The organism is Vibrio sp. Vb0598, from assembly GCF_033338935.1.
Taxonomy (GTDB): domain Bacteria; phylum Pseudomonadota; class Gammaproteobacteria; order Enterobacterales; family Vibrionaceae; genus Vibrio; species Vibrio alginolyticus.
Genome location: NZ_JAWOTP010000003.1, coordinates 16,442 through 41,605 on the forward strand (window position 1 = coordinate 16,442; position 25,164 = coordinate 41,605).

At 43.5% G+C, this 25,164-nt stretch carries 24 protein-coding genes and 1 riboswitch; of the genes, 13 read left to right on the top strand and 11 right to left on the bottom strand.

What is annotated here, in order from left to right; all coding sequences use genetic code 11:
• The first annotated feature begins 68 nt into the window (after nucleotides 1-68).
• Both R7Q38_RS04290 and gbpA read left to right on the top strand, forming a co-directional pair.
• Entirely contained in the window at nucleotides 69-569 is a 501-nt protein-coding gene (locus R7Q38_RS04290; protein ID WP_318114104.1) for a fasciclin domain-containing protein, read from the top strand.
• Between the two features lie 272 nt (nucleotides 570-841).
• Nucleotides 842-942, top strand: a riboswitch (cyclic di-GMP riboswitch).
• A 98-nt stretch (nucleotides 943-1,040) separates the two neighbouring features.
• Nucleotides 1,041-2,504 (top strand): N-acetylglucosamine-binding protein GbpA, encoded by a 1,464-nt coding sequence (gene gbpA / locus R7Q38_RS04295; protein WP_104980188.1) that lies wholly within the window; start codon nucleotides 1,041-1,043, stop codon nucleotides 2,502-2,504.
• A gap of 53 nt (nucleotides 2,505-2,557) precedes the next feature.
• On the opposite strand, the gene R7Q38_RS04300 is transcribed toward gbpA, so the two are convergent.
• Both R7Q38_RS04300 and R7Q38_RS04305 read right to left on the bottom strand, forming a co-directional pair.
• Nucleotides 2,558-3,430 carry a patatin family protein gene (locus R7Q38_RS04300; protein ID WP_017634445.1) on the bottom strand — a complete coding sequence of 291 codons (873 nt, stop codon included), beginning with the start codon at nucleotides 3,428-3,430 and terminating at the stop codon, nucleotides 2,558-2,560.
• Nucleotides 3,431-3,620: 190 nt separating this feature from the next.
• On the bottom strand, nucleotides 3,621-4,262 hold the full coding sequence (locus R7Q38_RS04305; protein ID WP_005374889.1) for a MarC family protein: 642 nt from the start codon (nucleotides 4,260-4,262) through the stop codon (nucleotides 3,621-3,623).
• 195 nt (nucleotides 4,263-4,457) lie between these two features.
• On the opposite strand from R7Q38_RS04305, the gene nfsA reads away from it, so the two are divergent.
• The gene (gene nfsA / locus R7Q38_RS04310; protein WP_318114106.1) at nucleotides 4,458-5,180 is read left to right on the top strand and encodes an oxygen-insensitive NADPH nitroreductase; all 723 of its coding nucleotides are present in this window, start codon (nucleotides 4,458-4,460) and stop codon (nucleotides 5,178-5,180) included.
• Between the two features lie 69 nt (nucleotides 5,181-5,249).
• On the opposite strand, the gene R7Q38_RS04315 is transcribed toward nfsA, so the two are convergent.
• Nucleotides 5,250-6,143 (bottom strand): hypothetical protein, encoded by an 894-nt coding sequence (locus R7Q38_RS04315; RefSeq protein WP_031780904.1) that lies wholly within the window; start codon nucleotides 6,141-6,143, stop codon nucleotides 5,250-5,252.
• A 458-nt stretch (nucleotides 6,144-6,601) separates the two neighbouring features.
• Between R7Q38_RS04315 and R7Q38_RS04320 the strand changes: the two genes are divergently transcribed.
• From R7Q38_RS04320 to R7Q38_RS04330, 3 genes are all read left to right on the top strand, one after another.
• The gene (locus tag R7Q38_RS04320) at nucleotides 6,602-7,720 is read left to right on the top strand and encodes a polysaccharide export protein (protein ID WP_017820139.1); all 1,119 of its coding nucleotides are present in this window, start codon (nucleotides 6,602-6,604) and stop codon (nucleotides 7,718-7,720) included.
• A gap of 129 nt (nucleotides 7,721-7,849) precedes the next feature.
• Nucleotides 7,850-8,290, top strand: coding sequence for a phosphotyrosine protein phosphatase (locus R7Q38_RS04325; RefSeq protein WP_031780905.1), 441 nt, complete (start codon nucleotides 7,850-7,852; stop codon nucleotides 8,288-8,290).
• A 51-nt stretch (nucleotides 8,291-8,341) separates the two neighbouring features.
• The gene (locus tag R7Q38_RS04330) at nucleotides 8,342-10,510 is read left to right on the top strand and encodes a polysaccharide biosynthesis tyrosine autokinase (protein WP_005374875.1); all 2,169 of its coding nucleotides are present in this window, start codon (nucleotides 8,342-8,344) and stop codon (nucleotides 10,508-10,510) included.
• A gap of 65 nt (nucleotides 10,511-10,575) precedes the next feature.
• Here R7Q38_RS04330 and R7Q38_RS04335 read toward each other — a convergent pair whose 3' ends face one another.
• Together R7Q38_RS04335 and R7Q38_RS04340 are read right to left on the bottom strand one after the other, a co-directional pair.
• Nucleotides 10,576-10,947, bottom strand: coding sequence for a hypothetical protein (locus R7Q38_RS04335; protein WP_262651719.1), 372 nt, complete (start codon nucleotides 10,945-10,947; stop codon nucleotides 10,576-10,578).
• Nucleotides 10,948-10,954: 7 nt separating this feature from the next.
• On the bottom strand, nucleotides 10,955-11,263 hold the full coding sequence (locus R7Q38_RS04340; protein WP_262651676.1) for a monooxygenase: 309 nt from the start codon (nucleotides 11,261-11,263) through the stop codon (nucleotides 10,955-10,957).
• 109 nt (nucleotides 11,264-11,372) lie between these two features.
• Between R7Q38_RS04340 and R7Q38_RS04345 the strand changes: the two genes are divergently transcribed.
• The 5 genes from R7Q38_RS04345 to R7Q38_RS04365 all read left to right on the top strand — a co-directional run bounded on the left by R7Q38_RS04345 (nucleotide 11,373) and on the right by R7Q38_RS04365 (nucleotide 17,573).
• Entirely contained in the window at nucleotides 11,373-12,263 is an 891-nt protein-coding gene (locus tag R7Q38_RS04345) for a LysR family transcriptional regulator (RefSeq protein ID WP_318114108.1), read from the top strand.
• Nucleotides 12,264-12,543: 280 nt separating this feature from the next.
• On the top strand, nucleotides 12,544-13,809 hold the full coding sequence (locus R7Q38_RS04350) for a DUF1835 domain-containing protein (protein WP_239939048.1): 1,266 nt from the start codon (nucleotides 12,544-12,546) through the stop codon (nucleotides 13,807-13,809).
• 389 nt (nucleotides 13,810-14,198) lie between these two features.
• On the top strand, nucleotides 14,199-15,503 hold the full coding sequence (locus R7Q38_RS04355; protein ID WP_064354964.1) for a dicarboxylate/amino acid:cation symporter: 1,305 nt from the start codon (nucleotides 14,199-14,201) through the stop codon (nucleotides 15,501-15,503).
• A 403-nt stretch (nucleotides 15,504-15,906) separates the two neighbouring features.
• Nucleotides 15,907-16,380, top strand: coding sequence for a DUF6795 domain-containing protein (locus tag R7Q38_RS04360; RefSeq protein WP_232284613.1), 474 nt, complete (start codon nucleotides 15,907-15,909; stop codon nucleotides 16,378-16,380).
• Nucleotides 16,380-17,573, top strand: coding sequence for a lipase family protein (locus tag R7Q38_RS04365; protein ID WP_064354965.1), 1,194 nt, complete (start codon nucleotides 16,380-16,382; stop codon nucleotides 17,571-17,573). The genes R7Q38_RS04360 and R7Q38_RS04365 overlap by 1 nt, the downstream gene beginning before the upstream one ends.
• Before the next feature lie 9 nt (nucleotides 17,574-17,582).
• Here the strand turns inward: R7Q38_RS04365 and R7Q38_RS04370 are convergent, their stop codons facing one another.
• The 4 genes from R7Q38_RS04370 to R7Q38_RS04385 all read right to left on the bottom strand — a co-directional run bounded on the left by R7Q38_RS04370 (nucleotide 17,583) and on the right by R7Q38_RS04385 (nucleotide 20,507).
• A complete protein-coding gene (locus tag R7Q38_RS04370; RefSeq protein WP_064354966.1) occupies nucleotides 17,583-17,957 on the bottom strand; it encodes a YkvA family protein in 375 nt (124 codons plus the stop codon).
• Between the two features lie 211 nt (nucleotides 17,958-18,168).
• Entirely contained in the window at nucleotides 18,169-19,293 is a 1,125-nt protein-coding gene (locus R7Q38_RS04375; RefSeq protein WP_024702187.1) for a M20 family metallopeptidase, read from the bottom strand.
• Nucleotides 19,294-19,302: 9 nt separating this feature from the next.
• Nucleotides 19,303-19,770, bottom strand: coding sequence for a YjiG family protein (locus tag R7Q38_RS04380; protein WP_053303905.1), 468 nt, complete (start codon nucleotides 19,768-19,770; stop codon nucleotides 19,303-19,305).
• Nucleotides 19,770-20,507: a nucleoside recognition domain-containing protein gene (locus R7Q38_RS04385; protein ID WP_005374846.1), complete on the bottom strand. Its 738-nt coding sequence runs from the start codon at nucleotides 20,505-20,507 to the stop codon at nucleotides 19,770-19,772. Before R7Q38_RS04385 ends, R7Q38_RS04380 begins: the two co-directional genes overlap by 1 nt.
• A gap of 448 nt (nucleotides 20,508-20,955) precedes the next feature.
• On the opposite strand from R7Q38_RS04385, the gene R7Q38_RS04390 reads away from it, so the two are divergent.
• Both R7Q38_RS04390 and R7Q38_RS04395 read left to right on the top strand, forming a co-directional pair.
• Nucleotides 20,956-21,243, top strand: coding sequence for a hypothetical protein (locus R7Q38_RS04390; protein WP_049872671.1), 288 nt, complete (start codon nucleotides 20,956-20,958; stop codon nucleotides 21,241-21,243).
• A gap of 96 nt (nucleotides 21,244-21,339) precedes the next feature.
• Nucleotides 21,340-22,056: a DsbA family protein gene (locus tag R7Q38_RS04395; RefSeq protein WP_005374842.1), complete on the top strand. Its 717-nt coding sequence runs from the start codon at nucleotides 21,340-21,342 to the stop codon at nucleotides 22,054-22,056.
• Nucleotides 22,057-22,125: 69 nt separating this feature from the next.
• Here the strand turns inward: R7Q38_RS04395 and R7Q38_RS04400 are convergent, their stop codons facing one another.
• Nucleotides 22,126-24,186, bottom strand: a complete 2,061-nt coding sequence (locus R7Q38_RS04400) for an alpha-amylase (RefSeq protein WP_239938913.1) — start codon at nucleotides 24,184-24,186, stop codon at nucleotides 22,126-22,128.
• Nucleotides 24,187-24,366: 180 nt separating this feature from the next.
• Nucleotides 24,367-25,044, bottom strand: a complete 678-nt coding sequence (gene mtgA, locus R7Q38_RS04405) for a monofunctional biosynthetic peptidoglycan transglycosylase (protein WP_151515271.1) — start codon at nucleotides 25,042-25,044, stop codon at nucleotides 24,367-24,369.
• Nucleotides 25,045-25,164: the final 120 nt, after the last annotated feature.

Here is a 25,164-nt window from a genome sequence, read left to right on the forward strand (position 1 = left end):
CACAATGCGTACAAATGCAAACACACTCCAGGGAACCCGTTGTACCCTCAACTAGTAAGGAACACATTATGTTCAAACGTATCTTAGTTATCGCGGCGACACTGATGGCGACGTTATTTTTTATGCTTCCCGTCAAGGCTCATGAGCATGGCATGATGAAAGCCGATATTGTCGACGTTGCCGCTGAAAACGGCTCTTTCAATACGCTTGTTGCTGCGGTAAAAGCAGCGGGCTTGGTTGACACTCTCAAAGGGGAAGGCCCATTTACTGTTTTTGCACCAACGGAAGACGCTTTTGCAAAACTGCCAGACGGCACAGTCGACATGCTCTTAATGCCGGAAAACAAAGACAAGTTAGTATCTGTTTTGACTTATCACGTCGTCCCAGGGAAAGTGATGGCTGCCGATGTTGTTAAGCTAGACAAAGCGACTACGGTTCAGGGGCAAGATGTGATGATTAAAACCATGGGCGATAAAGTCATGGTTAACGATGCAAATGTCATTGCAACCGATGTGAAAGCTAAAAACGGTGTCATTCACGTGATTGATACTGTCATCATGCCGAAATAACACCATTCAAAGGGCGGGACACTCCGTCCTTTAGACAGAACTTCTTCCACCCTTAGCACGATTCCTCTCCACTTATCCCCAACAAACCTCCATTCATTCACCGTGGCTATAAAAAGGATAAAAACAAAATTAAAATCAATATCTTGCAAGACGACACTGCACAATATTGACGAGGTTAAGATATCGTTATCTTTCAATTTGAGAACAGGATTCCATGTCAGTGACGTTTACTTTTCCACATGTAAATTCTTAAGCTAAATTTTGGCTGCTCAATCACATTTCGGCAAACCATTCGAAAGGGTGGGACGCAAAGCTTCCGGTCTGTCAGCATTTAAAAATCTAAAAGAATGCTCATGATAGCGGGGTTACCATGACGCAGTGTTACAGAAGTCCAATTTCTGTAGCGTTGCTTTATGCTCAGCATGCGCCGGGGTGTGACACTAGTTTGTCAGCCATAACAGAGGACATGTGATGAAATCATTTCCAACCAAATCCGTACTCGCGTTAGCACTTGCAAGCATTAGCTCAGGTGCTGCGGCTCACGGTTATGTATCAGAAACCAATGGTGGTGTCGCTGCAAGTCGCTCGGCACTATGTAAGTATCCAACGCCAGATACTAACGAAAAAAATAATAACTGCGGTGCGATTCAATATGAACCGCAAAGCGTTGAAGGCCCTGATGGCTTTCCCGAAACAGGGCCTCGCGATGGTAAAATAGCGAGTGCCGAAACCGCTTTAGCAGCAGCCCTTGATGAGCAAACTGCCGACCGTTGGGTAAAACGCCCTATTCAAGCAGGTACACAAACTTTTGAATGGACATTTACCGCTAACCACGTGACGCGCGACTGGAAATATTACATCACCAAGCCTGATTGGAACCCAAACGCTTCACTATCACGAGACTCTTTTGATCTAACTCCTTTCTGTGTCGTCGACGGCAATATGGTTCAACCCCCGAAACAGGTAAGCCATCAATGTAATGTGCCTACTCGCGAGGGATACCATGTCATCCTGGCAGTATGGGATGTTGGCGACACTGCAGCCTCATTTTATAACGTGATCGATGTGAAATTTGATGGTGACAGTCCCGTTATTCCAGATTGGAAGCAAGGCGGTCAAATTATTCCTACAATGGATTTAAATATTGGGGATTCGGTTTATACACGCGTATTTGATCAAGCAGGTGAAAACGTGGCGTATAGAACTGAACTAGAAATTACCGATGCAGCAATGGGCCAAGCGAAAAACTGGTCTTACGCACTCGCGACTAAGCTAAACCAAGAACAAGCAAAACTGCAAGCCGGGCAGTATGCAGAGGATAAATTCACTCCTGTTTATGGTACTAATCCGGTGTATCTGCAAGCAAATAGCGGCCTTGAGCGAGTAGAGATCGGCTATAACATTGAAACTCCTGTCCCAGAATACTCACTCACAGTAGATGGCTTAGCAGACGAGTATATCATTGAGTCAACACCGACAACGTTGGATCTGACACTAACTGCTGAAGGCGATTTAAATGCAGAACTCACCGTTTACAATCACCATCGCGAACCACTTGCAAGTTGGGCAAACGAAATGAAAGACGGCTCGGTAGAGGCGATATCGCTCGCTTTAAGTAAATCAGAGCCGGGTCACCATATGCTCGTGACACGTATTAAGGACAAAGATGGCAACTTGGTGGATCAGCAAACACTCGACTTTCACTTAAAAGAAGAGTCAGTTATTCCACCACCATCTGGTGAGTACGATTTTGTCTTCCCTGAAGGACTATCTAGCTACACTGCGGGCACAAAAGTGCTTGCCAGCGACGGGGGCATTTATCAATGTAAACCTTTCCCATACTCTGGTTACTGTATGCAGTGGAAAGAAAGCGCAAACCATTACGAGCCTGGAATAGGTTCACACTGGGAGATGGCTTGGGATAAAGTCAACTAAATCACCCTTCGAACGTTAAGTAAAAAGAGCCTCACTATGAGGCTCTTTTATAATCAAACGCAAAAATGACAATTTTCCCGGTCTAAACCATGAACACCAGATAAACTAGTGAGATGCGCTCGCCCCTCAATCAGCCCCATTTCATACCCTTCTAGTAAAACGGATTGTCGCATTGATAAGCGCTGAACATGAAAATTATCTGGTGGGGCAATCACCCTAACATGTGTTCCTGGTGGAGGGTTACGAATAAACTCTAATGATTGATTATAGTTATCTGCACGTCTTAACATCGCATCCGCCATTTTGGGGTGCTCCGCAAAAAGTTTCTTCATCAGCCATGTGGTCTTAACTGGCTTTTTGGCATAATTCAGTGGGTGAGAGAGTACTACGGTTATGTCGCGAGCCCCTCGACGATAAGCCTCACGCACTGGGATAGAATCAGCGACCCCACCATCGGTATAACAACCGCCAGAAAAACAAGGGGTATGCTTGTAGGCAATCGGTAATGCTGTTGTCGCTTCAATCGCATGGTGAAAATTATCACGTGTCACGCGGTAATAATCTGCCTGCCCTGTATCTACATTTGTTGTCGCTGCGAGAAAAGGAACGCCATTAAACAGTTTATTTTCATCGACGGGATACAAGCGATTAGATTCTTCAAACAGCCACTTCACATCGATGAGGTCCCCACCTTTAACGAAGCGAGTTGGGTCAAAAAAGCGTTTGCTTGTGGCCAGCTTAGTAATGACGTTAATACTGCGATGCGGGTAGTCGGTCAAATACCCAATCAAATTTGATGCACCAGCAGATACACCGATTGCAAAATCAAACGGTTTATAACTCTGCTCTAAAAACGCATCTAACACTCCGCTTGCGAAGACGCCTCGCATCGCGCCACCTTCTACTACAATTGCTTTTGTTGCCATATTTCCCCCATTCTCCTTGCCAAAAGAGTAATGAAATTCGTGCAATCACAACAATTGAATATTCTTATTATTGAAATAGGTGAAGTCTATTTATTTCTCTCTTAGAAAATGAAAACTAAAGTTCAAAAAATCCGTACCCGTTAGAAATGTAATTGCGGGCTTAACCAAGGTGGCAAGGTCTAAGAGAAATCTAGGAGAAAACCGTTTTATAGGCTTCGCCCGCGCCATCAATGAACATTTGAGTACCAATAACCGCTAGAATTAAGCCCATCATTTTAGTCACAACATTTAGAGCACTTGGTCCAACCGCTTTGACCAATTTGTCTCCAAATAAAAACAGTACATAGGTGATCACACAAAGGACAGCGAAAGAAACGATAGTAATAATGGTTTGATCGAAACCACCCGCTGTCGCAAAGTTCATCGCGGTAGCAATCGTTCCAGGCCCAGCTAATATTGGCATCGCCAGTGGAGACACTGCAATACTCAATGCCGCCCGTTGCTGAGCTGGTGAATACGCCTTCTCTTTGGTTTTCTGATGCGTCGAATCACCTTGAAGCATGTTAAAACCTATCAAAAACACCAAAATACCGCCTGTTATTCGCAATGCATAAAGCGTGATACCAAACAAATCAAAAATTAACTTACCGGCAATAGAAAATATCGCGATGATAATAAATGCAATAAAAACCGAGCGAAGCGCAATGGAACGGATGGTTTCTTTATCTTCATCAGCAGTTAAACTCAAAAAGATGGGAATATTGGCGATAGGGTTCATGATGGCAAAGAAGCCCATAAACACCGTAACTGTATGAACAATGAGTTCTTTCATATTTTCCACTGCATTTAAATTATTGATTCTAAAAACAGTATATACGCTCTCAAACAGAACGAGTGGTGTATTCTCGATTCGCCTTCACACTTATGCGCCAAGCATTGTTTTTCTTTTGAGATAGTTTACCGACTCATCAAATGTCGCTAAGGTGAGTCTTCAGCCTTTACACGTAACAGGGGATGTTAAGTCACCATGAACAGCACGATTCAAACAATTCTCAATCACCGCTCAATTCGAAAATTCACCTCACAACCGATTGAGAGCGAACAATTAGATGCCATTCTTCAAGCCGGCCTTGCGGCGTCCTCATCAAGCATGTTGCAAGTCGTTTCAATTATCCGCGTGACCGACAAAGAAAAACGTACGCTATTAGCTCAATATGCCGGAAATCAAGGGTACGTTGAAAGCGCGGCTGAGTTTTTGGTGTTTTGTATTGATTACCAGCGCCACGCCAGTATCAACCCAGATGTTCAAGCTGATTTTACCGAGTTAACGCTAATAGGCGCTGTAGACTCGGGCATCATGGCACAAAATTGCTTGCTTGCGGCGGAGTCGATGGGACTAGGAGGTGTGTATATTGGTGGTTTACGAAACAATGCCCAAAAAGTAGACGAATTATTAGGTTTACCTAAAAATACCGCCATTTTATTTGGTATGTGTCTTGGTCATCCAGATCAAGCCCCTGAAGTAAAACCTCGCCTACCTAAGCATGTCGTGGTGCATGAAAATCAGTATCAAGACCTAAACTTGGATGATATTCAGACGTATGACCAAACTATGCAAAACTACTATGCAAACCGTTCGAGCAATCAAAAACAGAGTACTTGGTCGCAAGAAGTCACCAGTAAACTGGCTGACGAATCACGTCCGCATATCCTGCCTTACTTAAACAGAAAAGGGCTCACTAAAAGGTGATGACTACAATACGATAGGATCAAAAAAGGCCTCTGAAGAGGCCTTTAGAATTTATCAGCAAAAACTTGCTTAGTTACCGCCTGTCGCGCCAGTGCCTGGACCCGGTGGATCTTCAGGTTCAATTGGCTCACCGACTTCCGCATCTGGAATTTGTGGTACGTCAGGTTCGATATCTTCTAATGGAATGTCGTTATCGATAGCCTCTTGTACATCTGCAACAACTTTCTGAGTATCTTCAGCTGGAATCGTTACGTAGATAACATCTCCTGAATCATTCTCAGGATAATTTGGGTTCGCCGCGATTACATCTTCTGTGATTGCTTTTGCAGCAACAGCTACAGCTTCAGGCGAAGCTGTTGGGTTCGCTTTGATGATATCTGATACAACGTTTGCTGTTGCAACTAGCTGAGTAGCAAGTGCGCTGTTACCACCCTCACTGCCAAGTCCTGCTACTACAGATTCTGTATCACGAAGGATTTCGTCAACTGTTTTACCACTTGCATTGATATCTATACCCAAATTCTCGAATACTTTTTCAGCGATATCAGAAGAGTATACTTCACCATCTTTTAAAGAGTTAGCAACCAAAGTCGTAAATGGAGAGCCTGTTACCAATGAATCCGCCTGGGCTAGGCCTTGAGGGATTTTGTAGTCAGATGTAATAGGTTTGCCATTTGACGCGTCTTTACTATCTTCTGTGTGCGTTAATACGAAAGCACAATCACCTGGCGCATTTACAACGTTGATATTTTCAAAACGCGCTTTACCAACCATACCTTCATAGTTTGTTGTATTTTCAATCGCGTCGTATGTCTCACCACCACATACTGCTTGAACTTTCATGCCGATAACAGCTGGGTCATAAGCCTGAACTGAGTATCTTTTTACCTCAGGGTCGCTGTCACTACCACAACCTGCTAGTAGGACTGCTGCCACACTTGCCGTTAAAAGTTTGATTTTCAAAATTAGCTCCAATATTTGTTGTTATATCCGACCGCAACAGGAAGCATAACGGCAGTTGCATATAGTGTAAATAGGATGCATACAACTTTGGCATGAGTTTTTTCACATTCTTGCCTGTTTGCTTGTGCAAAATCATGCATTCATCTCAATAACGTTAAATAGACACAATTTTGTCATGTATTCGTCAGTATTTTTTCAAGTAACTTGTTGCCTTTATTGCAACCAGATGGATAATAGTTGACTATTTTTTGTGGGTCGGATTTTCACACCTTCATTAATGAAACTAAGAGCTCTAAGTCGCTAGCAGCCATTTGGAGTGTTTATTACACAAATAATTCTGAATGGACTCGCTTTCTAAAGGCTTAAAACTGCAGTAAATCATCAATATTGATGAAATGCAGTTCAATTAGAATGAATCAATTTCAGTCGGCAAACTTTCTTTCGGTAGTTATAAACCAATGAACACATTTAATAAATTTTTGGGGATATCAGTACTTCCTATCCTTCTTACAGGGTGTACTTTGCCTGGTAGCCACCTTTCGGTCAGTGACAAAACAGTCATGAGCACTGAATCGAGTGATATAGAGTCTCAGGTTACCGTTTATCCCTTAACTTTGGAGCGCGTAACGTCTTTAAATTCAGTGGACCCTTTTTCAAAACCAAACCCAGAGTTAGATATTGAAATCGCAAAATATGAATACGAAGTAGGACCTGGCGATATCCTAAATATCACTATTTGGGATCACCCAGAGCTAACGATCCCAGCGGGCTCATACCGAAGCTCAGCCGAAGCGGGTAACTGGGTGCATTCGGATGGCACGATCTTCTACCCTTACATAGGTGTCGTACATGTTGAAGGCAAAAACGTACGTCAGATTCGTGCAGACATTGCAAGCCGCCTTGCAAAATACATTGAGAGCCCACAGGTCGATGTAAGCGTTGCGGCATTTCGCTCTAAAAAGACTTATGTAACTGGCGAAGTTAACAAGCCAGGACAACAACCAATTACAAACATCCCCCTTACACTTCTAGATGCTGTGAATAGAGCTGGCGGACTGGCTGCCGAGGCTGATTGGCGTAATGCGACACTGACACGCAATGGCGTTGTTGAAAACGTTTCTTTGTATGCTCTGATGCAACAAGGCGATTTAACTCAAAACCGCCTTCTAAAGCCTGGCGATATTGTTCATATTCCTCGAAACGATGCGCAAAAAGTATTTGTTATGGGCGAGGTTAACGATCCGAAATTACTCAAAATTGATCGTAGCGGCATGAGCCTTACTGAGGCTCTTAGCAGCGTTGGTGGTATCAGTGAAATCTCCGCAGATGCTACCGGTGTGTTTGTCATCAGACGTTCAAAAGAAGAAGCTAAAATGGCGGACATTTATCAGCTAGATGTTTCTGACGCTTCTGCTTTGGTGATTGGTACTGAGTTTGATCTCAACCCTTACGACATAGTCTATGTGACGGCTGCACCTGTTAGTCGTTGGAATCGTGTGATTGCTCAGCTCGTTCCAACCATTTCCGGCTTTAATGAACTAACTGAAGGTGTACTACGAGTACGCACTTGGCCGTAAAACAACGTGCCGCAAGAAAATTATCTCTTGCGGCACGTAATCGATAGCTACTCAGCTCAATTGCGCAATATAAAGAAGCCAGCAATTTAGTTGAGATCATAAGCATACAACTTAAAGTAGGGTAAGCATTTGTTTTCTAATATTCTTGTCGTCTGTGTTGGTAATATTTGCCGCTCTCCAACAGGAGAGCGGCTTTTGCAGTCTTTACTACCAAACAAACATGTCGCATCAGCAGGAATCGCAGTAGATAAGAGCCATCTAACGGGAAAAGCTGCTGACGAGATGGCAACCACTATCGCGAACGAACATAGCGTAAGCTTAGATGGACACGAAGCACGACAATTAACACCTGAGCTTTGCGCTCAATACGATCTGATATTGGTTATGGAAAAAGGTCATTTAGAAGCCTTAACCAAAATCGCTCCTGAGGCACGAGGTAAAACGATGCTGTTTGGACAGTGGATAAATGAACAAAACATCCCTGATCCATACAGACAAAGTAGAGAAGCTTTCGAACATGCATATACGCTTATAGAAAAAGCAGCAAAAGCGTGGTCTCAAAAACTATAAGCCGTAAGGCTAAATAAACGCCAATGGCAAGGTATTTAAGAAGTTAAAGTAATGACAACACAAACTATTAAGCAATCACGTCAAGCCGACGATGAGATCGATTTGGGAAAGTTATTTGGGATCATTCTCGATGCCAAATGGCTCATTCTATGTACCGTAGTCCTATTTTCGATTATAGGCGTCGGCGTTGCCATTCTATCAACACCTATCTATAAAGCTGACGCTCTTATCCAAATCGAAAGTAAGAGTTCAGGTGGTATTTCAGCGATGGTTGGTGATATGGGAGAGCTGTTTTCAGCAGAATCATCAGCGACAACAGAAATAGAGATCATCAAATCTCGTATGATCTTGGGCGGTACTGTTGATAAGTTCAACTTAACGACTGTCGTTTCTCCAAACTACATGCCAATTATTGGTAAAGGCCTAGCTCGACTACAAGGTGAGCAAATCAGTCTGAGCGTTTCACGATTTAATGCTCCTTCTTACGCAGTTGGCGTTCCTTTAACTCTTGAAGTTATTGATTCTGAAAAACAGACGTTCAGGCTCTTAGAAGATGACAATAACGTCATTCTAGAAGGTAAAGTTGGTGAACTGCTTGAGAAGAATGGATACCAGTTTTTGGCGACTGAGCTTGTGGCTCAAACTGGTGACTCATTCACGGTCAGCAAAATCAGTAAATTAGATGCAATTAATAAACTTCAAGAAAACTTATCGATTAGCGAACGTGGTAAGCAAACCGGGATTATATCTTTAAGCTTCTCTGGTGAAGACCGCGCTAAGATTCAAGATATCTTGAACGACATTAGCCAAAACTACTTCTTACAAAACGTTCAAAGAAATTCTGCAGAGGCAGAGCAAAGCCTCGAGTTCTTGAAAGGTCACCTCCCAGACATCAAAACAAAACTGACCGCTTCTGAAGACGTTTTAAATCGGTTCCGTCAAGAAAATGAATCTATCGACTTAGGCCTTGAAGCTCAGTCAACGCTGAAAGTAATGGTTGAGTTAGAAGCACAGCTAAATGAGCTTACATTCAAAGAAAGTGAGATCAGCCAACGCTTCACACAGGATCACCCAGCTTATAAGTCGCTACTTGATAAACGTGAAACACTATTAAAAGAGAAAGAACGTCTTAATAAACAAGTTCAAAAGTTACCGAAAACACAGCGTGAAGTTCTACGTATGACACGCGATGTAGAAGTAAACCAACAAATCTACATCCAACTATTGAACAAGGTTCAAGAGCTCAACATTATTAAAGCCGGAACAGTTGGCAACGTTCGAATCTTAGATAACGCTCAATCTTTCTCTAAGCCAATTAAGCCGAAAAAAGCGCTTATCGTTGTGCTAGCAACACTGCTTGGCGGTATGGCAGGCGTTGCTTTCGTATTAATTCGTGCAGCATTCCACCGTGGTGTGGAAACACCAGATCAAATTGAACAGATTGGCATGCCAGTTTACGCAAGCGTTCCAAAATCTATTCAACAACTGGAATTTGCAAACAAGCTTAAGCGCAACAAAGGCAGCAACAATGAGCTAGTCCTTCTAGCGGAAGCTAACCCAGCCGATCTTTCCATTGAGGCTCTACGTAGTCTTCGCACTAGCTTGCACTTTGCAATGATGGAAGCGAAGAATAACGTTCTTATGATTTCAGGTCCTGCACCATCTATCGGCAAAACATTTGTATCGACCAACTTTGCGGCCGTCGCTGCGAAAACCGGTCAGAAAGTGCTGCTTATTGATGCGGATATGCGTAAAGGTTATTTGCAGCAATGCTTCGGTCTACGTTGGGACAACGGTCTTTCTGATTACTTGAGCGGTAAGACATCCCTTAGCAACATCATTAAATCTACATCCATTGATAATTTAGATGTTGTGACTCGCGGCCAAGTACCACCAAATCCGTCAGAACTTCTTATGCACCCTCGCTTCAAGAGCTTTGTTGACGAGATGTCTGCACAATACGATCTAGTCATCATCGATACACCGCCTGTACTCGCAGTTACCGACCCAAGCATTGTTGGCGCGCTTGCAGGAACAACTCTGATGGTCGCTCGTTTTGATCAAACGACTTTGAAGGAGATTGAAGTCGCGCAAGGTCGCTTCGAGCAATCAGGCGTTGAAGTTAAAGGTGTGATTCTCAATGCAGTTGAGAAAAAGGCATCTAACTCATACGGCTATGGATACGGCTACTATAACTACGCGTACAAAAGCGAATCATAAGTTGAATTTAGATCGCTAATTAAACCAAATATGACAAAGCCCTGCTAGAAACAGCAGGGCTTTTTCTATTGCACTCTTAATTGCTTGTACGTAATCAAACTAAGCAAGACAAAGAATATTGGGTCACTCCAACCAAAACCGACAAATACTCCGATAATGCCGGCATAGGTAGTAATCACTGCCCCTAAGCCATTAGTAATCAATAATGCTTTAAACAGATGTTTCGCAGTATGCCCTGATTCCACATTACGTAACATCAAACTCACCGCTGCGATTCCACCTAAAAAGATCGAAGTATGCTGCGATAAAAACAGCGCGTACTGGTCGTTAATTTGTACTCCATACATCGGCCACATTATGGTTGGTACAAAAAACAACGCAAAAGCGAATACCGTATATACGACACCATGAACGGTTAGAAAAGTGCGGTTGGTCATCATCTCCTTATCCTCTAATAGGCCCTTGATTGAGCGTCGTTAACGGCACATTGATATCGAAAATTTGACCTCGTACTTCGACTACGCCCATTTTTCGTAAGCGTGCGGCATGCATTTCGAGATAAGCTTGCGCCGTGGCTTCATCTTCAAAAAGATAGATACCACCACCGAGTTTGTCTTTTTCGCTTTCCGTCCAGATTTTCCAAATCATGCCCGGCTCTTGGTTAATCGACTTAGCTAAGTCGACCAGATCATTCGACATCTCGTCACCAAACGGACCATGAAATTCAAAATCAACTTGCAATAATTTCGCCATCTTGAGTCTCCTCTTCTTATTGACTCGTTTTCGATGACAAGATTATTACCTTTATAAAACTGACAGAAAAGTTCATAATTTTGCCATTAACTGTCTAAAAAATTGACTCATGAGACTAAAAACGACCTTAGAACAATGGCAAACGCTACAAGCGATTAATCAAGAAGGCAGCATTCAATCCGCAGCTTTACTGCTCAACAAGAGCCATACCACATTGATCTACTCGGTGAGGAAGTTAGAAGACCAACTTGGTATTCAACTTATCGAAGTACGAGGGCGCAAAGCGGGTTTGACAGAGCACGGCAAAACCATACTGCGTCGTGCACAATCCATGCTTGAACAAGCGCGGGAACTAGAAGTCATCAGCGAGCAGTTAAAAAGTGGGGTGGAATCTCAAATCACGATCGCAGTAGATCATCTTTGTGACCCTTGTTGGCTTTATGCACCACTCAGTCAATTTTTGGAGGACAACAACACGACCTCCGTTCAAGTGGTTGAAACGTCACTGAGCAAAACAACCGAAATGGTCGTAAATGAGCTCGCTGACATCGCAATCATCAACTTACCGATAACCAACTACCCTGCCGAAGCATTTGGCGTAACAACCATGCTGCCTGTAATCGCAGCACACCATCCACTCGCTAAAAAGCCGCATGTTTCCATCGACGATTTTGCAACCACCAGCCAAATTGTCATCCGTGACTTAGGTGATTCAGACAAAACGAAAAGAGATGTGGGTTGGTTACGCGCACGTCAGCGTATTACCGTCGATAACTTCGACCACGCTTTTCACGCCGTAGAGCAAGGCGTTGGGTTTTGTCGGCTACCAGCGCACTTAGTCTCAGCCCGAAAGAGCGATAAAATTAAAGTATTGGAGCTCGAACACTCCCATCAATATCAAGTTGCGCTGCACCTCACTTTGCCCAAAGGAGCCAAAAGTGGTCCTGCGACTCAAGCGCTTTATCGTATTTTACTCAAAAGTGTAGAAACTCGAGTCTAGCAACAGTGGTATTGAGTTGAATCGCTAGTGTTATCGCCTATTGATTCTCCCTAAACATAGAGAAACGGCCATTTTGTGACGCTACACTCTCACAAAAGGTTGCACGAAGGATAGCGACCACCTACTATCACTCTGCTCATGCCTAAAGCACCCAACACTCGCGGAAAGAACTCGGTTCACGGCAATATCCTCACCTGCTTGGTTTAGCAGGCACAATCTGTTTTTACCTTCTTTTTAGCTTCTATTTAGGCGAGTGTGGAAGAAATAAGAAAGGTGAAATATGAACTCTACAAATAGCTTCTCGATCAATATCAATCAGCAAAAATCCATTGCTAAAAAAAGGCTCAAAGCTATCCGCCTATACGATGACGCCACGTTGGAGTTAGTTAAGCGATTTCACTCCAAACCAGAATCTTTGGCTCCCAATACAATTCAATTGGCTGACGTTCAACATGCACTCGCAAGAGAACTGGGCTTATCCAGTTGGAGTAAACTAAAAGCTCATGTCGAAGAGCTAGAAGCGCACAAACTAGCCATCAAAGAACAAAAACCGCCCCTAGATGCAAAAGTAAAAACGCTACACGTTCGTTGTGGCCACGACATTCAACAACAACTTAAAGCCAGCGGATTTGAAGGGACATTTTTAGCCCTGATCGATCCGCTTTGTATTGGCCCCATACCAGCAACACCGCAGAACTTCCTTGCCATTCGTGCCCAATATGTCGTAGAGACTCTGCTGCCCGTGATGAAGCGTGAAGACTCGGTTCAAGATATAGTCACATTGGAACAATCAAACCTCGATCTGTTGCAAAATGATGTATTTGAACGAATCGTCTTTTGGGTCGAACATGACAGTTATGATCAATTGATGCTAATTCGTGCTCTAACACAGTTAGAGAATGTAGAGAATAAAGTGATAGAGATCATTGAGTTGAACCAGTTCCCGGGCACTGAACGATTCATCGGCTTTGGGCAGTTGCCTGAAGAAGCTATTCGTTCTTGTTGGCGATATCGTAAACCCGTATCTGCTAAGTTATTGAGCCAAGCAAAGCAGTGTTGGCAAGCAGTGTCATGTTCCTCACCAAAAGCTATCGTCAGTTTGATAGAGCAACATCAACTGGATTGCTTACCCAATATACTCGACGTGCTTAAACGCCATTTGCAAGAGTTACCTAATTCACAAACTGGATTGAGCTTGACACAACACCTCGCACTAAAGGTTTTGAGCTCGCAAAATCGTTCAATTCCCATCAAAGATTGGTTTGAGCAATATCAACAACTAGAACCTCTTCCTTACCTAGGAGACGTGATGTTTTACGCGTTACTCCTCCCTCTAGCACAGTGTCAAACACCTTTGATCACGATTGAGTCACGTGAAAGGCACTGGTGGGAACAAAGCGTCCGTATCACTGAGGCTGGCAAGCAGTGTTTGGAAGGCTTAATACGAGCGAAACAATGCTATTGGGTTGGAGGGATTAAAAATACCAGTCAAAGTTATTGGAGCTGGGATCACCTCCAACTAACTACACTTGCCAACCATCATTGAGTTGACAAATATGAAAGCATAAAGGGTTCGTTGGCTCTGATGAACACTCAATACTAAATTATCCCTAAAGAAGCGACCGCTAGTCTGAATACAACTTAAATAGTTATGCAGAAATGCATCCACTCAAAGAGAGTATGCACTCTATCTCTTATTAGAATTTATTGTAAATCCTCTTTGTTATCGGTTGTATATTCGATAAAAGTGTTAAAATACAAACTTTTTATCCAGGCAATTCGTTAATATTTGGTTAAAATCCCATTTTTATTAGTGATAAAGTTCACATCTATTAACCATTTAGAGGATTATTCTTTCGTATTTTCTCACTCCGCTGCTAATCTGCTCGCCGCTTTGAAGTGAACTCAAGGTGCATAACTATAAGGAGTGTTCTCATGAATACCAAGAAACCGATGTCGCTTACCAGCCGCGTAATTTTAGGTATGGTTGCGGGTATCTTGACAGGATTTGCAATTCGCACACTTTTTGCCGACAACGGATTTGTCGACGCATACATTGTTAATGGATTATTCGAAGTTGGTGGACAGATCTTCGTTGCCAGCTTAAAAATGCTTGTTGTACCGCTAGTATTTGTTTCGTTAGTTTGTGGTACTAGCTCTCTCAAAGACCTCTCTACACTGGGTCGCATGGGCGGTAAAACCCTCGCTTTCTACGTTACGACAACGGCTATCGCGATTACGCTTGCTCTAACTATGGGTACTCTATTCCAGCCAGGGGCAGGGGCAGATCTAACGGCAGCAAGTTCATTCAAATCAGCCGAAGCGCCATCTTTAGGTCAGGTGATCATCGATATGTTCCCGACCAACCCAATCAGCGCAATGGCAGAAGGTAAAACTCTGCAAGTTATCGTGTTCGCCGTGCTATTCGGTATCGCGATCAGTGCAGCGGGTAAACCAGGCGAACGCATCGCAGCATTCTTCTCTGATCTGAATGAAGTGATCATGAAACTGGTCGCGATTTTGATGAACTTGGCGCCTTATGGGGTGTTCTTCTTAATGGCGAAGCTATTTACTGGTCTTGGTCTGGGCGCGATCGTCAATCTGGCAGAGTACTTCTTAGTACTGGCTGGTACGCTTGTCCTACACGGTCTAGTTACTTACAGCTTAATGTTAAAAGGTTTCACAGGTCTAAACCCAATTACGTTCCTACGCAAGATGGAAGACGCGATCATGTTTGCTTTTTCTACAGCATCATCGAACGCGACGATTCCAGTGACAATGGAAACAGCAAAGCACCGCATGGGTGTTGAGAACCGTGTATCATCGTTCACAGTACCACTTGGTGCAACCGTGAACATGGACGGTACGGCGATCATGCAAGGCGTAGCAACTGCGTTTATTGCTCAAGCTTTCAATATTGATTTAACTATGGGCGATTACCTAATGGTTATCATGACGGCAACTCTGGCGTCTATCGGTACCGCAGGTGTTCCTGGTGTGGGTCTTGTCATGCTTGCTATGGTATTGAACCAAGTTGGTCTGCCGCTTGAAGGTATCGCGCTCATCATGGGTGTTGACCGTCTTCTTGATATGATTCGTACCGCGGTAAATATCACTGGTGACAGTGCAGTAACCGTCATCGTTGCGAAATCAGAAGGCGCATTGGATCAAGCTCGCTTCAACGACCCAATGGCAGGCGTTGCCGAAGAAGAAGTGCACCTGAAGCGCACGGAAGCATAAACCCTTCCAAGTTAAATTATCCTGTCTAAGCAAAAACCACCTTACTCTAAGGTGGTTTTTTGTTTCCAATTAACCCGAAATCAAAAAGGTTTAGATAAAACTCTCGTCCCCCGAGGTTGTTTCAATTACTAATCGGTAAGTAGTTAGATTCTATATTAGTTCATCTACAGGGTTAAGATAACTCGCCTATGTTTATCACTTTGAAAATGATATAAGGGACATTTTCATCATATAGAGATACAAATTCCATTATCAAATTAAAGTTCAAAACCAAATCGCGATAGATAGTAGTCTGATAATTAAGTTGGTACTAAGATACATACATCATAATTTCATGTTTAAAAATAGTCTTTTTTTATTCATATTCTCATTTCCAATACTTGCATTAGGTTTCAACGAAAGTATGTTCGATTTTTTTAAGAAATTTAAATATACATTAAGCCCAGAGATAAAAGGTACTTTAGTTCTTGACCAAAGACCTCTAAAAAATTTAACCGTTTACTTAGAAGCTAATTTTTTAAAGAATGCTTACAAAAGGAGTTCAATTACTAATGAGTTAGGTGAATTTCACTTTAAGCCAGTCATACATTCTCAAAGGTTTAAAGAATCAGCTTTGAATCAAACATATTCATATATCGGAATATATACCTATATAAATGAAGAAAAGAAGTACATTTGGGAGTCTCAGTTAAGCTACGTTTCACCGCCTATATTTATAAAAGATAACTTAAATAACCTTTACTGTGAGCTTAAAAATAAAGAATTCCGATATTTTTTCAAAAATATCAATCTAGAAAGTGCTCGAGATCTAATGGTTATTAGCAACTGCAATTTAAATGGATTTTTATATAAAACAGAGTTTACGGAGGATACATAATGCCGTCTTTAACACCAAAACTTGCATCAGAGATCGCGAACATACCGTATGGAGTATACCAGGGACAAGGGAGACTAGCGTTTAGGGGACAAGGAGGTTTTGAAAAACACTTTGCATTTTCGCAGCAAGATGTTTTTAGTGGCCGAACTGGAGGCATCACAGGATTAGATCGTATACCATTGTTTAGAAAAGTGGTACCTGGTGTAATGAGAACATCTGAAGCATTTGCGGTAATTGGTATTGGGAAAGGAAAATATAAGGGAGATTTAGTAATTTCCATTAGAGGGACGCAAAACGCCAATGATTGGGTAACCAACCTAAATGTCGGCCTTAAAGGCTCTCCAAATGGCTCTATCGCTCATGCTGGATTTATTAATTCATTTTCAAGTATCAAACCAAGCATAAAACAATATTTACAGCAATGCCAAAATTTACCTAACCGTATTCATTGTGTTGGGCATAGCTTAGGAGGAGCTCTGGCTTCATTATGTTCTGATTGGCTGAGAGAAGAATATTCATTAAGAGTGAATTTATATACTTTTGGCGCACCTAGAGTTGGTTTAGAACAATATTCCCGTAAATCTAGTAAAAGCAACGACAAAGTATACCGCTGTACTCACGGCGCAGATCCTGTGCCTAAAGTACCTGTCTGGCCATTTATTCATGCTCCACATAATGGCGATGAGTACCGCTTAGACGCTAGTACTGGCTTTAATTTAAATGCTCATAGTATGTCTAGCGAAACAAGCTTAGGGTATTTAGATAATGCTAACTCCGAAACGTGGGGAGCAATAAAAGTCAGATCTAACAAGTACTTGTATACACCTACTAGATTTAAGTTTGAGCACAGAAACCAAGCATCATTTACAGAATATTGGTCAGAAAGAATTCAAGCAGCATTAATAACCTTATTAAAAGATACTGGCTTGTTTGCAGCAATAGCAGCCCAAGCCACAGTATCTACTGGAATGACATTTTATGATATACTCGCCAGAAATATAGAAAAAGTAGCTAAAGCTTCTAAAGTAAGAGAATCACAAGTCAAAGGGCTGTTAGGCCATATGCTGGTGTTTATTGGAAAACCAGTAACAGCAATTGAAGATATGTCTGCAAAGTTTATTAGAAACGTTTTTCTTATGGTATTTGGAAAACTTTATCGAGCAGCACAAATGGCTATTAGTGCTGTAAAATAAACTTTCAACTTAATCAGACATCGAATTCAGTTTTTCTCTGGCTTGTGCTTCGTGTTCTTTAGTGATGGCATTACCGACTGAGTTCGCGGCTAAGGTAAGTGCCGCCATATCATCGGTAAAACCGACGCCAGCTAGTACGTCTGGCACCATATCTGTTGGTAGGACGAAGTAAGCCAGCGCGCCACCTAGTATAGCCTTGTGGCGAACGGCGGTGTTGGAATCTGTCATCGCGAGCCATGATTTAATGCCCATTACGGCAATTTCTTCACCCGCTTTCTTAACCGACCCTTTCATTTTTCGCCAGAATGTTTTCTCATCTGGCGCTTGCATCGTTTGATCTTTGGCGTCTTTCGGCGCCGATTTTACAGACATTGTTGTGGTCATCGTTGCCTCCGAAATTTATGACTATGTCCAACATATTAATAAATCGAACCTGAACGCAAGATTAATAACAAGAAATGATAGTAAAGTGAAACACAGATAGAAAAATCCCCAAACCGAAGTCCGGGGATTATTGCCTTGGAAACAAAAAGTTTTGCAAACCAAAAGGTTGAAGCCAAAAGCTTTGGGAACCAAGCTTTAAAAGCAGAATGCCCTATTGAGCAATCTTCTCCAATACACGCATCAGCATTTTGATACGTGGTTCGATAGACTCAAGCAACAAGTACTCTTGGTCACTGTGGAAACCTGCACCGATAGGTCCTAGACCATCCAAAGTTGGAACGCCAAGAATTGCCGTATTGTTTGCATCAGAGCCGCCACCCACTTCTTTCCAGTTGATGTCAATAGACAGTTCACTTGCTGCTTCTTCAACTAATGCCATCAAGCTTTCAGTTTGCGTGCTTGGCACCATAGAGGGTTTGTAAGCTTCACGAACCAACTCGATGCTAACGCCATCAACGAATGGTGTTTCCAGCATGCCGTTTAGCTTGCTATCGACATCATCGTATTCTTCATTACTCCAGAAACGCACATCCACGATCGCTTCAGCGTGCTCAGGGACGATGTTTGCGCCGTTACCGCCAGACACAATACCCACGTTTAATGTGGTGCCAGATTCGAAGTTCGTCATGGCATTGATTGCGAGAATCCAGTTCGCCATCTCGGTAATTGCACTGCGGCCATTTTCTGGCTCGTTGCCAGCGTGGGCTGCAATGCCATTAAACGTGATTTTGTAACGCGCCATGCCTTTGCGCGCTTTGACTAAACCTCCGTCTGCGCGTGCTGCTTCTGCCACCAATACGTTTTTCGCGTTTTTTGCAACAGATTGAATCCAGTCGACCGAATCTAACGATCCAGTTTCTTCGTCTGGGTTCATGCAGATACAAATCGACAGTTTATCCAACACCGCTTGGTCGAGGTTACGCATCGCGTACACAATATTCAGCAAGCCAGATTTCATATCCGAGACACCCGGACCGTACGCTTTGTCAGCGTCTTGAGACATAGGACGTAATCCAGCGGTGCCGACAGGGAACACTGTATCCATGTGACCAATCAGCATCACGTCAACTTGCTCAGCCTCAGGCTTGTTTCGAACTTCAAGACCGATGCCCGCTCTGCCACAGTCGATGCGTTTTACGCTCCAACCTGACATCGCTTGGTACTTCTCTTCAAATTGAGAAGCGATAAACTCAATGCCATCAGTCGTGTACGTGCCACAATCGACATTGATGAGAGGACGAAGTTCTTCGAGATATTCATTGAGAGAAAACTGCATGATTGCCCCCTAAACAAACAAGTTCATGACTAGCATTGCGCCAAATGCGTTCAATACGGAAATCGCAATCATAATTGGGATATAACGACCTTCAGTACCGATAGGTCCCATAATTCGACCCATGTACTGAACCTGAGAGCCCATTAGATAAATTGCAGGCGCAAGAATCGCAATGTGCGTGCCGTTCAGGATACCTTGGTCAAACAGTGTAATCACTACGCCAACCGCGCCGCCCATCGACATCCAAGCCCCGATCAATACCGCTGCTGCTTCACCCGGAAGACCAAACACTGCCATGATTGGAGAAAACACAGTGCCCATCAGATCCAGCGCACCAGTGATTTGCAGCGCTTTGATGATAACGAACGCCATTAATACGTTAGGAACCGTAGAGGTAGTCGCAATTACCCAACCTTTCTTAGCACCTTCAACGAAAATATCCGTCACCATTGGTTTTTTCGCTTTAACGTCACCCATTATGCCGTCTCCTCTTTTAGGTTCTCTGATTTGTTTTGGTCTTGCTTGTCTTCTTTACCTTCCGTCATGTTTAGGTAGATACGGAACAGGTTCGCACCAATGATCTTAAACGCGAACATCACCACAACCGCCAAACCAATAGAAGAAGTTACTGCTAGAGAGCCGTCAGCCATCGTCAACGTGAACAATACCGCACCCGATGAGAAGAAGTTCACGATGGTTGCACCCGCAGTGAACTGGAACATGGTAAATACGTCCGTTTCACGCTTAGTTAGGTGACCTTCATCTTTTAGTTGACGCGTCATAGCCGCACCTGCATCGGTACTTTGTAGAGAAGCAATTAAAGCCAGACCAGAGTTACCAGGGATGCCCATTAGAGGACGTAGTAGAGGAGTAAGAAGCTTACGAGCGGCTTCAAGTGCACCGTAGTGCTCAAGTACGTTGATCATACCTAAGGCGAACATAACAGTTGGAATCAAAGTAAGTGCGAAAATGAAACCGTCGCGAGCACCGCTACCACCAGTACCGCGAAGCGACGTTGTTGCAACTTGCACACCGTCAGCCGTTTCGGTGACACCATACGCCACCTTGCCGAAAGAGCCATTGAGCGTTGTAAAATCGAATACACCGTACCATTCGCTAGATTGCATCAGGCCAGAAAAGAACACAACCGCAAACGCCAGAGCAACGTAGCACCCCAGTGTAACTTTACGCTCAGTTTGAACAGGAATTTTCATAACATTACTTACACATGTGGAACTTAACACATATGTTCACCTGAATAATGTGCTAGAGAGATGATCAAAATCAATCCGCCTGCCGAACATTATCGCGACTCAGTTATGAAGTTTTGTTTTATGATTTCAATCACAATTGAAAGATAATAAAAATTTGTGCTAACAATTAGGTATATTAATCTATGTCGATAGCTCACGACTTCTTCATCAACTCAAAAAATGATTCTGACGAATATTGCTTTCTACAACATTCATGACGTACTTCATACTTTGGCATTGAGGCAATATCGATTAACTCGAAAGTAACATTCAGCCACGAAATTTAGGTTAGGATGGCCCGGTCATATGTAAACGGCATAAACCAGAATTAACAGGACTATACGACCCATTGTTACGCTCACAATATAAAATAGCCAAATGGACACTCGCCCTCGTGCTTTGGGTGGTGATGATATGCTTAAGCCAAAATTCTGGTTTCTCGAAAAGCTGCCCGAAGGCTCACCAAATACAGAGTCAGCAAGATGAAAGCGTGAATTTATCACCATCTTGCGACCTTTCAGAAAAGCTGGTTCAAGCTTACCAACATCAGTTTGATCATATTCTTATTCCATTTTTTCTGTTTGCTTTGATTGTGGCGCTGCCGATGACAACCACAGCAATTCGCTATCTGGAATACACAGAACCGATACCGGAAAAGTATCGGGTTCACCTAAAACTTTGCGTGTTTAGAGAATAAAGCCAGCAAGGCGAGAGACCTTTCTGCTTGACTTTTGTACATATTTTATTCACTTCACATAACAAACAACGAAATTTAAAAGTTTTAGGAAATATTATGACATTCACTCGTACACTTTTGGCGTTAACGATGGCTATCGTACCTGCCGTATCTTTCGCATCAGAAAAGACCGCAGAACAAAAGCTAGAGGAAGTTACTCAGATACTAAAAGAAAACCCTCAAATTCTTGATTCATTGCACCAAAACCTTCAAGAGTACATTGCGTATCAACAGTCATTTGGCGACACCTTGAAGGAGGTTCGTCAATATCTAAGTGATGGCAAACATTCCTCTTTTGGTGCTGAAAACCCTGAGTTAACCATTATTAACGTAACAGACTACAGCTGCCCTTTTTGTAAACGTTTAGAAGGAGAGCTGGTCAAAGTTGGTAAGGAATATCCGCAGGTAAAAGTGCTTAACCTCAATGTCTCTTTTAAAGAACAATACGAGAAAAACGGCTACAACTCGGCAAGTTACGCATTAAATGTTTGGCAAAACCAGCGAGATAAGTACGAACAAGTGCATGAGTTATTGGTGAAAAAACCGGGCGCACATGACGCACGTTCCTTAAATCAAATCGCGAAAAAAACGGGGACAGAAGCGCAGCTTGTCGACGACAAAGAGACCAAGGCGTTGCTTGATAAAAACTATCAGTATTTCACGCAACTTGGTTTACGCGGCACGCCTGCGTTGATCATTAATGATCAAGTCATTCCTGGCTATGTGCCGTTTGACGAGCTAGAAAAAGTCATCGACCAAGAACTGGCGAACTAAAACAACAAAGCCCTTCCCTGATAACTCAAGGAAGGGCTTTTTCTATCTAGGCTTAAAACGAAGTTCTAACTACTTTTCGCGACCCACAAACGCCACAATGACTTTGTCATTGCCAAGCGAGCGAGAGAACACGTACGCGCCTTCTTGTTCAATTACTTGATGCTGACCCGCACCAATCGCTGGGTGCGCTTTACGGAACTGACCAAGAGTTTGCCAGTGTTTGAGCAGCGCTTGCTTCTCATCCGATAGCTTCCACACCATGTCAGAACGTGTGCCTTGGTGGAAATCATCCGCGTAAGGACCAATGTTACGGCCAACTTCATCACCATAATAAACCTGAACAGCACCAGGACTCAGAAGCAGTGCATTCGCGGCGTTACGCTGCATACCGTAATCTTTGAAGCGAGAGAAGAACAGCTCGGTATCGTGAGAAGACATGTAACTGACTGGGTTGAAGTCTTTCTCGTTCGCGATAGTGTCCGCATAGCTTTGGTAAGTGTCTGCCATTTGGCTAAAGCAAGCCGCGCCTTTGTCTAGCTTCTTCTGCATATCGAAGTTGATCAACGCGTCAAAACCATCATCGAAATAAGGGCTGCGATACGCGGTGTGTCCCCAGACTTCGCCCATCATCCAGAACGGCTGACCTGACTTATCGTTCTCTTTACGCCACTGCTCAAGGCTGCTTGATGCCTCTTCTTTCAAGCGTTTCCACACATCGCCTTCAACGTGCTTCACCGTGTCGACACGGTACCCATCAATACCAAAGCGTTTCACCCAATCAGTTTGCCACTCAATTAGGTAGTCCGAGACGGTGTAATTATCACGCGCCTCAACGCGAGTGCCAGGGTTATCCAATAGCCATTGAGCTGGCTTCACGGCTTTGTCTGATTCAGTGATAAAGTCAGGCAAACCCGCCAATGACATGGTGATATCACTGCTGCCCGGAGCTGGGTATCCCGGTAGACCTGTTCTTACCCAATCGCCGCCCCACCATTTCGCCCAGTTTGGACTCTGGTAATCAATATTCTGGTGGTAGCTATGCCAGTTTTCGCCCGCTTTTGGTTGCCAATCCCCCCACTTCTTAGGTAGTTCAGCGTTTGGTTTTAACACCTCAATACCATCAAATTGCAAATCGGCTAACGTTGAGTAACCGGTGTGGTTGATTACTGCGTCCATCAATACTTTAAGGTCACGTTTGTGTGCCTCTTCCACCAGCTTTTTCAGGTCATCTTCGTTACCGAAGTTCTCATCAATCTTGGTGAAATCGCGCGTCCAGTAACCGTGGTAAGCGTAAAATGGGAATGAGCCACTATCGCCGCCGCCCACAAAACCACGCACTTGCTCAACGATTGGCGACAACCAAATTGCATCGGTACCTAGGCTCTTGATGTAATCTAGCTTTTCGATCACGCCTTTTAGGTCACCGCCGTGGAAGGTACCAATCTCTTCTTTACCGTCTTTCTTACGCCCATAGCTGTTGTCATTGCTCGTATCAGCATTCTTGAAACGGTCGACCATCACGAAGTAAATGTTGGCATTGCGGTAATCAAACGGTACTGCTTCTTTGGTTTTCTTCACTGGCTCTAGTAGCACCAAACCGCCGGAATCTTTGCTCGGCGTCAGCGATACTTGCTGATCTTTGACTTCGACCATCTGCCCAGAGTAAGCATCACGCAACTTGGTGCCATCGGGGAAACTGTCACCCAGCGCAATGGTGACTTCGCCGCCTTGATAAACCTCACATTGCACTTGTGGGATTGGGCGTTTGAATTCTGTCTTCGCGGCTTTCTTAGGTTCACGCTTGAAGCGCAATGTTTTCGCTTCCGCATCAAAAGCAAAAGAGTAATCGCCAGTAAAGCGGATTTTTAATGGCAGTTCTGTTGGCTTTCCACAGTTCAGCGCGATAGGTTTGTTGAATTTGACCTTTTGACCGTCAGGCGCGACACAGTCGCCTTCAACACCCGTGATTTTGAGCGTATAGCCATCTTTGGTTAATGGCACAACCAAAGGCTGCTCTGCACTTAACGGAAAGTCACGGCTGTTGGTCGTGGTAGAAATGGTGATGTTTGGCTCGGCGATGGCACTTGCCGATGCAAGCAATAAGGTAGTCGTAATCAGATTCAGTTTCATCGTTCAGTCCATTGGTTTCGCATAGGCGCAGTATTCGTGTTGTATTTTTATTCACACTAATAGTAAATGGATGAAAAACTGAGCACATCATTCTGAAAGGCTACGCCCTAAAGCTTGTGACGCTTCACATTTTATTGATATAGGGGCGTAGTTCTATTTAAGTGCAATAGATTGAGGGAGTTAAAGTTGCACGCTGCCAAGATTGCTCATTTGATTCATCGCCCATCTTGTGCGGCGAGCAGTGTACTCACTTTGTGGGTAGACTTTGATTCGATATGGGTTTGGCAACACCACGGCTAAACGCGCTGCTTGCCACTTCGAGAGTTGCTTTGCACTGACACCAAAATAATTCTGCGCCGCCGCTTCGGCTCCGTAAATACCGGGACCAAATTCAACCACATTTAGATACACTTCTAGAATACGCTCTTTACTCCACATCAGCTCCATCAGTAAGGCAAAGTAAAGCTCGTAAGCCTTGCGAACGTAGGAGTGAGAAGGAAACAAAAACACATTTTTCGCAGCCTGTTGGGTAATAGTGCTCGCGCCTCTCGACGGACCATTATCACCAGCCTCGGAAATCACGTCGAATAGCGATTCGAAATCGACACCATAATGATGAGGGAATTTTTGATCTTCGGTCGCAATCACCGCTAACTGCATATTTTTTGAAATGCGCGACAAGGATACCCATTCGTGTTGACTATTGTCTGGATAGTTCTTTGGTGGCGCAACAATGCGGCTTAACTTCCATCCCCATATTGGTGGATCGACATATTTCACCAAACCAACCAAAACGACTGGGGCGATCAGCAATATCAACACCATTTTAAATAGAAATGACTTAAGCCTTTTCAACATGTGTAGTTCCCCAATGCATTAGCGATTGATGATAAACAAACCCGTGAGCTTGCCTGATTCAATCAAGAACAACAAGTTTTAGAGGTAAAAAATAGGTCAAAAAAAGCCCGATTTACAATG